The organism is Streptomyces sp. NPDC015032 (assembly GCF_043080425.1).
GTDB lineage: Bacteria > Actinomycetota > Actinomycetes > Streptomycetales > Streptomycetaceae > Streptomyces.
The window spans coordinates 116019-128201 of the sequence record NZ_JBIBVN010000001.1 but is presented as its reverse complement, the minus strand read 5'-3'; the positions used below and the strand labels follow the sequence as shown (position 1 = coordinate 128201).

At 67.9% G+C, this 12183-nt stretch carries 11 protein-coding genes; 8 read left to right on the top strand and 3 right to left on the bottom strand.

Annotated elements, in window-relative coordinates:
* Positions 1–16: 16 nt before the first annotated feature.
* From ACF08M_RS00570 to galU, 5 genes are all read left to right on the top strand, one after another.
* A complete protein-coding gene (locus tag ACF08M_RS00570; RefSeq protein ID WP_392183044.1) occupies positions 17–1135 on the top strand; it encodes a DegT/DnrJ/EryC1/StrS family aminotransferase in 1119 nt (372 codons plus the stop codon).
* Positions 1132–2151 carry a Gfo/Idh/MocA family protein gene (locus tag ACF08M_RS00565; protein ID WP_392183043.1) on the top strand — a complete coding sequence of 340 codons (1020 nt, stop codon included), beginning with the start codon at positions 1132–1134 and terminating at the stop codon, positions 2149–2151. Before ACF08M_RS00570 ends, ACF08M_RS00565 begins: the two co-directional genes overlap by 4 nt.
* A 66-nt stretch (positions 2152–2217) precedes the next feature.
* Positions 2218–3864, top strand: a complete 1647-nt coding sequence (locus ACF08M_RS00560; protein ID WP_392183042.1) for a glycosyltransferase — start codon at positions 2218–2220, stop codon at positions 3862–3864.
* 2 nt (positions 3865–3866) lie between these two features.
* Positions 3867–5150: a nucleotide sugar dehydrogenase gene (locus tag ACF08M_RS00555; protein WP_392183041.1), complete on the top strand. Its 1284-nt coding sequence runs from the start codon at positions 3867–3869 to the stop codon at positions 5148–5150.
* A gap of 86 nt (positions 5151–5236) precedes the next feature.
* Positions 5237–6130, top strand: coding sequence for a UTP--glucose-1-phosphate uridylyltransferase GalU (galU, locus tag ACF08M_RS00550; protein ID WP_392183040.1), 894 nt, complete (start codon positions 5237–5239; stop codon positions 6128–6130).
* A 102-nt stretch (positions 6131–6232) separates the two neighbouring features.
* On the opposite strand, the gene ACF08M_RS00545 is transcribed toward galU, so the two are convergent.
* From ACF08M_RS00545 to ACF08M_RS00535, 3 genes are all read right to left on the bottom strand, one after another.
* On the bottom strand, positions 6233–8467 hold the full coding sequence (locus ACF08M_RS00545; RefSeq protein ID WP_392183039.1) for a glycosyltransferase family 4 protein: 2235 nt from the start codon (positions 8465–8467) through the stop codon (positions 6233–6235).
* Positions 8464–9798 carry a glycosyltransferase gene (locus ACF08M_RS00540; protein ID WP_392183038.1) on the bottom strand — a complete coding sequence of 445 codons (1335 nt, stop codon included), beginning with the start codon at positions 9796–9798 and terminating at the stop codon, positions 8464–8466. The genes ACF08M_RS00545 and ACF08M_RS00540 overlap by 4 nt, the downstream gene beginning before the upstream one ends.
* Positions 9799–9990: 192 nt before the next feature.
* A complete protein-coding gene (locus tag ACF08M_RS00535; RefSeq protein WP_392183037.1) occupies positions 9991–10587 on the bottom strand; it encodes an acyltransferase in 597 nt (198 codons plus the stop codon).
* Between the two features lie 289 nt (positions 10588–10876).
* Here ACF08M_RS00535 and ACF08M_RS00530 point away from each other — a divergent pair, with 289 nt between their 5' ends.
* The 3 genes from ACF08M_RS00530 (at position 10877) to rpmA (ending at position 12118) form a co-directional block, all read left to right on the top strand.
* The gene (locus ACF08M_RS00530) at positions 10877–11242 is read left to right on the top strand and encodes a hypothetical protein (protein WP_392183036.1); all 366 of its coding nucleotides are present in this window, start codon (positions 10877–10879) and stop codon (positions 11240–11242) included.
* 283 nt (positions 11243–11525) lie between these two features.
* The gene (rplU, locus tag ACF08M_RS00525; protein ID WP_030921216.1) at positions 11526–11846 is read left to right on the top strand and encodes a 50S ribosomal protein L21; all 321 of its coding nucleotides are present in this window, start codon (positions 11526–11528) and stop codon (positions 11844–11846) included.
* A 14-nt stretch (positions 11847–11860) separates the two neighbouring features.
* Positions 11861–12118 carry a 50S ribosomal protein L27 gene (rpmA, locus tag ACF08M_RS00520; RefSeq protein ID WP_018103204.1) on the top strand — a complete coding sequence of 86 codons (258 nt, stop codon included), beginning with the start codon at positions 11861–11863 and terminating at the stop codon, positions 12116–12118.
* Positions 12119–12183 lie beyond the last annotated feature (65 nt).

Genomic DNA, 12183 nt, shown 5'->3' with positions numbered 1-12183 from the left:
TTCAAGGAGGATGTCCATGTCGAGCGAAAACAGGGAAGCGATCCCTGCTGCCCGGCCGGTGATCGGTGACGACGAGATCGAGGCCGTAGTACGCGTACTGCGCAGCGGCCGTGTCGTGCAGGGCCCGGAGGTCGCGGCCTTCGAGGAGGGCTTCTCGGAGCTCGTCGACGGGCGTCACTGTGTCGCGGTGAACTCGGGCACCTCGGCCCTTCACCTCCTGTTGCTCGCCCTCGGGATCGGGCCCGGTGACGAGGTCGTCGTCCCCTCCTTCTCCTTCGCGGCCTCCGCCAACGCGGTCCGCCTGGCCGGTGCCGACGTCGTCTTCGCGGACATCGAGCCGGGCAGCTTCGGCCTGGACCCGGCCGCGGTCGAGGCCGCCGTCACGCCGCGTACCGCCGCGATCATGCCGGTGCACCTGTACGGTCACCCGGCCGCGATGGACGCGCTCATACCCATCGCCGAGAAGCACAAGCTGGCCGTGGTCGAGGACGCCTGTCAGGCGCACACCGCCGCACTGGGCGGGACGCCGGTCGGCGCCTTCGGCTCCGGCGGAACCTTCAGCTTCTACCCCACCAAGAACATGCACTCCCTCGAGGGCGGCATGGTGACCACCGCCGACGCCGAAGTCGCACGCACCCTCAGGCTCCTGCGCAATCAGGGCATGGAACAGCGGTACGCCAACGAGATCGTCGGCGCCAACATGCGCATGACGGACGTGTCCGCCGCCGTCGGGCGCGTACAGCTCGGAAAGGTCCACGGCTGGACCGAACAGCGTCGCGCCAACGCCGCCTACCTCGACGAGCACATCAGCGCGCCCAACGTTGTCGTTCCGCCCGTCGCCGACGGTGCACGCCACGTTTACCACCAGTACACCATTCGGGTGCAGGGTGACCGGGACGCCGCCATGGCCAGGCTGAGCGAGGCGGGTATCGGCAACGCCGTGTACTACCCGACTCCGATCCACCGGCTGAAGCCGTACTGGGAGCCCGACCAGAAGGCGGGCCGGACCTGGGATCTGCCGGAGACCGAGCGGGCCGCCGCCGAGGTCGTCTCGCTGCCCGTGCATCCTTCGCTGTCACAGGACGACCTGGACCGCATCGTCGGCGCCGTGAACTCGCTGGGAGACATGCAGTGACCGCAGGACTGAGGGCCGGCCTGATCGGCCTCGGCTCGATGGGCCGCCACCACGCCCGTGTGCTGGCCGGCCTGGAAGACGTGAAGCTGGTCGGCGTGGTCGACCCGATGGGAGACAGGAACGGCTGGGCGCAGGGCGCCCCCGTGCTGTCCACGGTCGACGAACTGATCGCCCTCGGCGTCGACTACGCGGTGGTGGCCTGCCCCACCGCGCTGCACGAGGAAGTCGGCCTGCGGCTCGCCGAGGCCGGTGTCTGCGCCCTGGTCGAGAAGCCGGTCGCCGACACCGTGGAAGGCGCCCGACGGCTGGTCGAAGCCTTCGAGTCGCGCGGCCTGGTGGCGGGCGTCGGCCACATCGAGCGCTGCAACCCCGCGCTGCGGTCGCTGCGCAGCCGGCTGGAGGCGGGGGAGCTGGGCGAGGTCTTCCAGGTGGTCACCCGCCGTCAGGGCCCGTTCCCGCACCGCATCGCCGATGTCGGCGTGGTCAAGGACCTCGCCACCCATGACATCGACCTGACCGGCTGGGTGACGGGTCGGACGTACACGTCGATCTCCGCCCACACCGTGTCGAAGTCCGGCCGGCCGCACGAGGACATGGTCTCCGTCTTGGGCCAGCTCTCCGACGGCACCATGGTCAACCACCTGGTCAACTGGCTGAGCCCGCTGAAGGAGCGTTTCACCTCCGTCACCGGCGAGCGCGGCACCTACATCGCCGACACCCTCACCGCCGACCTCACCTTCCACTCGAACGCCGCGGTGGCCACCGAGTGGGAGGCACTCCAGGCCTTCCGCGGTGTCTCCGAGGGCGACATGGTCCGCTACGCCATACCCAAGCGCGAGCCGCTGCTGGTCGAGCACGAGCTCTTCCGGGACGCGGTGCGCGGCATATCGAAGGACATCTGCACGCTGCGGGAAGGGCTCCGCACCGTGGAAGTGGCCGCAGCGGTACTGGAATCGGCGAGGACAGGGCGCACCATCACGACCGCCGCGGAGGAGCCGGCCGCACATGGAACCTGAGAACAGCGCGAGGCTGTTTCCCGGAAGTACGCGCACGTCCGTCGAGAGAGCCGCTGAGGTGACCGTGTGACCGGCAGACCACATGTCCCCGATGTAACTGTCGTCGTGGCGGTCTACAACACGATGCCTGCCCTGACCGAGTGTCTGGAGTCTCTCGTCGGACAGAGCATTGGACTCGATCGCATCGAGGTCGTTGCCGTGGACGACGGGTCCACCGATGGCAGCGGTAAGGAACTCGACCGATTCGCCGAGCGGTTCCCCAATACCTTCAAGGTGATCCACCAGGAGAATTCCGGGGGGCCGGCCCGGCCGAACAACGTTGCGCTCGCCAACGCTACCGGCCGCTACGTCTTCTTCGTGGGCTCCGACGACTACCTCGGCCCCGAGGCGCTGGAGCGCATGGTCGCCATGGCCGATGCGAACGACTCGGACGTCGTGCTCGGCAAGATGGTGGCCGTCGGCGACCGGTCGGTTCCCCGGGCCATCTTCCGCTCCACCGAGGCGAACGTACCGCTGATCGGTTCCGGGGCGCTCTACGCGATCTCCAACACCAAGATGTACAAGCGTGCCCTCATCGAGGAGCACGGCATCCGGTACGCGGAGGACTTGCCGGTCAGCTGCGACATGCCGTTCACACTGGAAATGTATGTCCGGGCCAAGACCGTCTCGGTGGTCGCCGACTACGACTGCTACTACGCGGTCAGGCGGGACGACGACAGCAACATCACCTACCGGGCGCGCTTCGAGAACCGCCTGAAGGTCTGCGCGTACGCGCTCGACAAGCTCCTCGAACTGGCGGGCCCCGGCGACCTCTACGACGCTTTCGCGATACGGCTGCTCAAGGTCGACCTCGCCTGGGTCTTCGGCGCCAACTTCCTGGCCATGACGCCGGAGAGACGCGCCGAATGCGTGCGCGCCACCGGGCAGGTCATGGAGGACTACTACGGAACCTCCTTCGACTCCATGGAACACCGCCTCACCGTCCCCGAGCGGCTTCGCTTCCGATGGGTGTTCGCGGGCCGGGTGGACGAGCTGACCGAGCTGGTCCGCATGGATATATCGGGCGCGATGCCCCCGACCGTGCTGGAAGACGATCACGCGTATGCCCGCTACCCGGGCTTCCGCGACAGCCTTCACTCCCTGCCCGACAGCAGCTTCGAGCTGAGAGGCACGATAGTGGGGCGGCTCGGCTCCGGTACCGAACTCCAGTCCGCCGACTGGTGTCAGGACGGCGACGGGTTCGCATTCGATGTGGCTGTCCGGGTCCCAGTGCTGGGCGATACGGAGTCGCTGCGAGTCCGGCTGACTTCGGACCGGTTGCCCAAGTCCACGGACGCCGCGAACGCCCGCCGCCTCGGCAAGGACGAGCAACTGTCCTCCCCGGTGGGCGATTTCGCTCGTACCGCCGCGCCGGACGGCGAAGCCACCCTGATCACCGCCCGGATCCCGCTCCAGAGGAAGCAGGCTGAGCTGGGGCTTCGGGTCTCGGTCGACGTGGGAGGCCGGACCTACGAGATTCCGGTACGCGGCAAGGGCCACCCCATGCCGCTTGCCCGGCTCTGGGCCGCCGACACCCCCTACCGCGTCTCGGCCCGGGTGAATCCGAAGGGGCGCATGGTCGTCAGAACCGGCCCGCTCCATCCGCCCAAGAAACCGCTGGGCTCGCGGCTGCGATCCCTGTTGACCCGCGCCAAACGCTCCAAGAGGAAGTAACCATGAACATCTGTGTAGTCGCCCTGGGCAAGATCGGCCTGCCGCTCGCCGTGCAGTTCGCCGCCAAGGGCCACCGGGTGATCGGCGCCGACGTCAACGAGAAGGTCGTCGAGCTGGTCAACGCCGGCGTCGAGCCGTTCCCCGGCGAGCACGATCTCGACATCAAGCTCAAGGAGACCGTCGAGGCGGGCCTGCTGACCGCGACCACCGACACCACGGCCGCCGTCGCGCAGTCCGAGGCCGTCGTGGTCGTCGTCCCCCTCTTCGTGGACGCCGAGGGCACGCCGGACTTCGGATGGATGGACTCCGCGACCGAGGCGATCGCCGCCGGGCTCAAGCCGGGCACCCTGGTCAGCTACGAGACCACGCTGCCGGTCGGCACCACCCGCACCCGCTGGGCGCCGATGCTCGAAGAAGGCTCCGGCCTCAAGGCCGGCGACGACTTCCACCTGGTGTTCTCCCCGGAGCGGGTGCTCACCGGCCGGGTCTTCGCGGACCTGCGCCGCTACCCGAAGCTGGTCGGCGGGATCGACGAGGCATCGGCCGCGCACGGCGTGTCGTTCTACGAGTCCGTCCTGGACTTCGACGACCGTACGGATCTGCCGCGGCCCAACGGCGTCTGGGACCTTGGAACTTCGGAGGCGTCCGAGCTGGCCAAGCTCGCCGAGACGACCTACCGGGATGTCAACATCGGTCTGGCGAACCAGTTCGCGCGCTTCGCCGACCAGCAGAACATCGACGTCCTCAAGGTCATCGAGGCCTGCAACTCCCAGCCGTACAGCCACATCCACCAGCCCGGCATCGCCGTCGGCGGCCACTGCATCCCGATCTACCCGCGGATGTACCTGTGGAACGACCCCTCGGCGACCGTGGTGCGTTCGGCGCGCGAGGCCAACGCGGCCATGCCCGAGTACGCCGTCGACCTGCTCGCCGCGGCCTACGGCGACCTGGACGGGGTGGGCGTTCTGGTGCTGGGCGCGGCCTATCGCGGCGGCGTGAAGGAGACGGCCTTCTCCGGAGTCTTCCCGACCGTCGAGGCGCTGAAGGCGCGCGGCGCGGTGCCGTTCGTCTCCGACCCGATGTACACGGCCGAGGAACTGGCCGCGCACGGTCTCGTCCCGCACGAGGGCCAGACCGTCACCGCCGCGATCCTCCAGGCCGACCACGCCGAGTACCGCGAGCTGTCCGCCGCCGACCTCCCGGACGTCCGCGTCCTGGTCGACGGCCGCCGCACGACGGACCCGGCCCGCTGGGAAGGTGTCCGCCGCGTCGTCATCGGCGGCTGACCGGCCCGCGCTTTGAGAACCGTACGAGACCCCGACGGCTTGCCCTCGGGGTCTCGTGTTGTGTCAGGAACGAGACTCGGACGGCAATGATCAAAAAGGCTGTTATCCCCGCGGCGGGTCTGGGAACCCGCTTCCTGCCGGCCACCAAGGCCACGCCGAAGGAAATGCTCCCGGTCGTGGACAAGCCGGCGATTCAGTACGTCGTCGAGGAGGCGGCGGCGGCCGGCCTGTCCGACGTGTTGATGATCACGGGCCGCAACAAGCGCCCGCTGGAGGACCACTTCGACCGGAACCACGAGCTGGAGTCGGCACTCGCCCGCAAGGGCGACGCCGAGCGACTGCTGAGGGTCCAGGAGTCCAGCGAGCTCGCCACGATGCACTACGTGCGCCAGGGCGACCCGAAGGGGCTGGGGCACGCGGTGCTGTGCGCCGAGCCGCACGTGGGGGACGAACCGTTCGCGGTGCTGCTCGGCGACGACCTGATAGATCCCCGGGACCCGCTGCTCGCTCACATGGCCGAGGTACACGAACGCCACGGCGGCAGCGTGGTCGCGCTGATGGAGGTCGAGCCGGCTCAGGTGCATCTCTACGGCTGTGCCGCCGTCGCACCCGAACCCGTGGAGAACGGCGTGGTCGCGGTCACTGGCCTGGTCGAGAAGCCATCCGCGCACGAGGCGCCCAGCAACTACGCGATCATCGGCCGCTACGTGCTCGATCCTGCGGTCTTCGACGTGCTGCGGGGCACCGGGCCGGGGCGCGGTGGAGAGATCCAGCTGACGGACGCCCTGCAGAGGATGGCGGCCGACACGTCCCTGGGCGGTCCGGTGCACGGCGTGATCTTCAAGGGGCGTCGCTACGACACCGGCGACCGCGGTGACTACCTGCGGGCCATCGTCAGCCTGGCGTGCGAGCGCGAGGACCTGGGAGAGGGCTTCCGGGACTGGCTGCGGCGGTACGTCGCCGAAGAGCTGGTGGACTGACCGCCCGTCCGGAGCGGCGTGCCCTGCGCCTGCCACTGGTGGCCGGTTCCCTCACCAGAGGGAGAGAGAACCGGCCACCGGCCTCGTAGGGCTGTCCTGACGTCAGGAATCGAGAACCGGAAGGTGCTCGAACGGGGCGCGGGCCAGATTGCTGGTGACGTTCAGGTGAGGGTGCGCCTGGGCTATCCGCCACGCGGCGGCCGTTGCGTTCGTGTCGCAGAGGAACACATGGTCCGTCTGGTCGAGCCGCAACTGCGGCACGGCGTCGCGTTGCGCGATCTTGGCGAAGATACGCGGACGCATCATCTTGTAACCGGGCTGGAACACCTTCTTGTGGAAACCGTGGGCGACCTTGTTGTGGGCACGCCGGGCGGTTCTCACGGCGACCTCCGGCGCGGCCTTGTCCCGACGGTTCCTGGCCAGCCGGTCGGCCCTCCGGAGGACGGCACGCGGCGCGCGGTAGACCACGAACCGCTCTCCTCGGGGAATCACGAGCCGCTGTTCGGAGGATTCGATGTTCAGCACAGTCACCCGGCTGTCGAGTGCGGCACGCACCCAGGCACTCTCCCGAGCGGTCACCAGGTCGACCTCCACCCCGCGTGCGACGAGGAAGTTCGCGAACTCCGCGATCCGACGCGGCCGTCCCGGAGTGAAGGCGAGTATGACGACCCGGCCGGGTGCGGCGGGCACCTCGGATGCGTTCGCAACGACCGCCGTCTCGGACGCCGTTGCTGTTGCGGACCTCGACTCCTGCTCGGCCACCACCGGTTCGATGGCCGGCGCCCGGCCCTCGTACACGTCCACGAGCTGGTTGCCGACAACCTCACGGCTGTACTTCGCGAAGAGCACCGAGCGCGCCTTCGGCAGGTCGAGCTCTGCGTAGCGCTCCCGCAGCTCCCGGTAGGCGGTGATGATCACCTGCGGGTCCTCGCTCACGTCCATGAGCGCGCCGGCGAGATCCTCGATGCCGTCCAGGGTCTCCTCGGGGCCGTGGCTGCGTGTGACGAGAACGGGCAGCCCTGCCGCGTTGGCCTCGACGATCGTCATGCCGAAGGTCTCGAAGTGGCTGGGGTGCACCAGGAGGTCGTACTGGTGCATCAGCCCGTTGACCTCCTCGGGACGCACTGGCGGCAGGATCCGGAACCGGTCGCCCAGGCCGAGCTCCTGGGACCGGGCGAGCAGATCCGCCTCCAAGTGTCCCGAGCCGACCATGGTGAGCGTGGCTTCCGGTTCGTCGGCGGCGACCAGCGCGAAGGCTTCGAGCAGTGTGCGTACACCCTTGTGCGGGATCAGTCGGCCCAGGTAGAGCCACTTGAGCAGCTTCTGAGACGGCTTCGCCTCGGGAGTGAACTGCTCGAAGTTGATGACGTTCGGCACGATCCGGATCTTTCCGGCGTGGTGCGGGTACTCCTGGGCGATCTGGTCGCGCAGGTAGCTGCCCACGCACAGGAACTCGTCCGCGCGGTGCAGCACCTCGTCGTACAGCTTGCGCGCGGCCGGCTGCTTGAAGATCTTCGCGAGAAAGGTGGAGTGCTCGGTCACCACGATGCGTGCGTCGGGACGGCCCAGGCGCATGGCCAGCACTCCGCCGTAGATCGCGGTGTGCGCGTGGATGACGGGGGCCTCGATCTGACCGGTCGGCAGCGCCTTGCGCAGTGCCTCCGTTTGCACCCCGACCCAACTCGCGTAGCGGCGGCGGGTGGTCAGCGGAACGGGGACGCGGGTGACTACGCCTTCCGGGGTGTCGAGCACGGGGATCAGATCACGGCGTTCCAGGAACCGGTCCGCCGTGACCTTGATGGCATCCTCGAGAAACGCGTTCGCGGTACCCGCCCAGTCCTCGGGGTGGAAGATCGAGACGCGCTCGTAGGTGTCGGCGACCGCCTCGGTCGCCGCCTGCACGAACGACCCGGCGAAGGGGTTGTTCGGTGACGGGTACCAGGGCGACAGGACGGCCAGGTCGGCCGGCTCGGTCACCCGGCCCGCGTTCTCGTACGGTTCCAGGCGGAATTCGAGGCCCGGACGCCGTCGGAGGGCGGCCCACGCCACCGGGAGAGCCTGTGCGTCACCTGCGACGAGCAGACTGGCATCCCGCAGGGGGCCCTTTCTGGACAGGACGATGCTGCGCGCAGTGCGCCAGGCGGAGTCCTTCTTGTTCCGCGCCGCCCGGATGACCCGGACCCCGGGGATCTCGGGAAGGTCGTTCCAGTCCTCGTGATCGGTGATCACCAGGACGACGTTGCGTCCCTCGGCGGCCAGGGTCTCGACATGCTCCCGCGTGGCTCGTATGCGGTAGGTGCCGAGCGCGAGATAGAGGACATGGGTGTTCGTGCTCATCGGGATCCCTCCACCAACGTGCGCATGCGGTTTTCCCACGGACCGAGGGTGGCTGAGCGGGTGTACGAGTGAGCGTGCTTCACCGCATGTGTGTACTGGCTGCGGTCCACCCCGCGGGCGGCCTCGGCCGCCGCGATGAACGACTTGGCGACATGCTCGGCAGTCAACTCGCTGCCGTGGAACCAGAGGGGATAGCCCTCCAGGACCTCGGCCGCTGCGATGTCGGGCCGGTGAACCGAGACGATCGGCTTGCCCGACGCCATGTACTCGAAGACCTTGCCGGAGGTGACGTAGCGTGCGCCCGGAACGCAGAAGACCAGAGCATCGGTCTGCGCGTACAGATCCTTGCCCTCCGTCTTGCTGAAGGCGCCGCGGTAGTTCACACCGATGTTCTCCTCCAGCGGCAGCCGCTCCATCAGAGGTGCCACGTCACTGGGAAAGAAGCCGAGGTGACCATGGATGTTGAGCTCGGCGTCCCGGAGCAGCGGATGGGCGCGGGCAAGTCGCCAGCCATCGAACAACTCTTCGAGCGGCAAGTAGGAGGTGACTGTTCCCAGGTAGCCGAAGCGCAGCGGACGGTCTTCGGCCGGAGGGTGATATTCGGCTTCGCCGAGAAGTTCGGGTTCCCAGCCGTTCGGCACCACGGTCATGCGCTCAGCGGCGTACGGATAGCGATCCACGTGCCACTGCCGCATCCCATCGTTCACGAAAACGATCTCGGATGCGCTGCGGAGGACTTTGGCCTCCCACTCGAATGCCTTGCTGCCCTCCTTGAACTTCAATTCCTCGGTGAACTGATTGAAGGTCCATGAATCCCGGTAGTCGACCGCATAGGGGATTCTCAGCAGCCGCCCAAGTGCCTGCGCCGCCGCGAACGAGACGAAAGGGTTTCCCGTGGCTATGATGAGGTCGAACTTCTCCCTGAAGTGCGCTTTCACGGCACTGGAGAGAACTCCGGGGATCCAGGTCAGGTAATGTTCCGGGAACGCCTTGCTCTGGAGCAACTTGTACAGACTCGCGGCCACGGTCGGGAAGTTTCGGCGCAATGTGCCGAACTGCCGGATGTCCTTTTCCCATGCGTAATAGGACATAGGCGGTCGGACCACATTGACGCGAGGGTCGACCGTGCCCTCCAGGGAGGGGTCGCAGGCATTTTCGAGGTAGGTCTCGAAGAATTCACGGGGAGCCGTGTAGACAGTCACGTCCCAGCCGGCTTCGGCGAAGTGGTTCGCCGTTGCTCTGGCCCGGAAGACCCCACTCGCTCGGCTGGGCGGGAAATAATACGCGAGGTAGAGAACGCGTGGTCGGCGTTCGCGTGATCCTGGCGACATGGCTGTGGGAGACCTTTCCTCGAGATGCTGCGGCGATAAGCTTACCCGAGCCGTAATCTCCCTTTTCCTGGTGACGTGGCCGCGTTGGGTTTACCGGCAGGCTTGTTTGCGAATTGTTGCACTGCTGTAGAGAGCGTGTGACATATCGCTTGCCCCGGGGCCGGCAGATGAGCCACGGCAGGGCGCGGAGGATCAGCGCTCGCTGAGAACGCCGTTCTCCTCCTCGTACAGCGCGCCCGTCTTCGGGCACTCCCACATGCCGGGCGTCCCGACGCGCTCGACCAGCTTCACTCCCGACCGGCCGACCCAGCCGACCCTCCGTGCCGGTACGCCGACAACCAGCGCGAAGTCCGCCACGTCCTTGGTGACGACCGCGCCCGCTGCCACCATGGCCCAGCGGCCGATCCGCACGGGTGCCACACATACGGAACGCGCACCGAGCGAAGCGCCCTCGGCGACCTTGACGCCGACGGCCTCCCAGTCGCCGCCGCGCTTCTGCTTGCCCTCCGGGTCGACGGAGCGCGGGTTGTGGTCATTGGTGAGGACCACGGCGGGACCGACGAAGACGCCGTCACCAAGTTCTGCCGGCTCGTACACCAGGGCGTAATTCTGCAGCTTGACGTTGTCACCGATCTGCACACCGGTGCCCACATAGGCGCCACGTCCCACCACGCAGCCTTCGCCGAGCTTGGCTCCCTCGCGGATCTGAGCGAGCTCCCACACACTGCTGCCGGCACCGATCTCGGCGCTGTCGTCGACCTGGGCGGTGGGCTGAACCCTGTAGTTCACGTGTGATGCCTTCCGAAGAGCGGGCTTGTCCGGCGAGCATACGATCCCGTGCCGCGCCCGCCGTAGTTGGTACCGCTGGAGCGCAGAGGGCGGCCCCGTCCCGCGGTGCGGATGCTGTTGGTTGATTCGGGGCCTTGCGTGACGTCGCATTCACGACCCGGTTGTGGTCTTGAATGCCGATGTTGTCGTACGGGGTGGGTGCGGATGTCGATGCAGCCGGAGGGGTCTGGGGAGACCCCGGCGGAGACGGCGCAGGTGGCACGAGCGGCGTTCCCGAAAGGGAGCCCCGGTGACGTGGTCTCAGCAGCAACGGCTGGACGCGTCGAGGGCGGCGGCGACTCAACTGGCCGCGGAACACGCCGAATTGGCTCCTGAGGCGAGCCGGCCGGGCGTCGAGCAGCTCATCGGGCCCGACCGGACACGCGACCGCTTGGTCGCGTTGACGCACAGCACGAGGGAGAAGGTCCTGTCGTTCGCCCCCGCCGCCGTGCTCACGGAGGCGGCGATCGATGCCTCGCGCCCTTTGAGCGAGGAGCTGCTCGATCGCGGGGTTGCCCGCAGCCGGTTCGAGGCTGGTGTGCGCGCGGTGCAGCGTGGCTGCCCGGTCGCTCCTGACCGTGTCGGTTCCACTACGGAGAGGCGGAGCAAGCCGTGAAACAGATGAGCGGGGTGCGGCGGCCATCCGCCGGGCGGGGCTGGGGTGGCTGCGGTGTCCGTTCGTGTGCCGGACGGGCGCGGCCGGCCCCGGTTTGACCCCCTGTGGGCCGCCCCGTAACCTTGTCCATCGGCGTGTTTCCATGCGCGCCCACCCCTGAGCACATTCCTCCCGGCGGCTCGTCCGTCAGGAGAGGCCGCTCGTCCTTCCGGACCGTCGCGGGCTTCGGCCCGTGCGGGCGGCTGGCATCAGGGGATCCGTTCCGAGCGAGAGAGAGATCCGCGTGTACGCCATCGTGCGCAGCGGTGGCCGCCAGCACAAGGTTGCTGTCGGTGACATCGTTGAGGTTGACAAGATTTCCACTGCCCAGGTTGGCGACACGGTCGAGCTCTCGACCCTGCTCGTGGTCGACGGCGACGCCGTGACCAGCGACCCGTGGGTGCTGGCCGGGATCAAGGTCCAGGCCGAGGTCGTGGACCACCACAAGGGCGCGAAGATCGACATCCTTCGCTACAAGAACAAGACCGGCTACCGCCGTCGCCAGGGTCACCGTCAGCAGTACACGGCGATCAAGGTCACCGGTATCCCCGCGGCTGCGAAGTAAGGGACTGAGGAGACATGGCACACAAGAAGGGCGCATCGTCCACCCGGAACGGGCGCGATTCCAATGCTCAGCGGCTCGGCGTGAAGCGCTTCGGCGGCCAGGCCGTCAACGCCGGTGAGATCCTGGTCCGCCAGCGCGGCACCCACTTCCACCCGGGCACGGGCGTCGGCCGTGGCGGCGACGACACGCTGTTCGCTCTCGCCGCCGGTGCGGTCGAGTTCGGCACGCACCGTGGCCGCAAGGTCGTGAACATCGTTCCGATCGCCGGCTGATTTTCGGCGCTCGTCGAGCGGTTTCTGCGGAGGCGGACCTCACTTCCCGTACGGGAAGCGGGTCC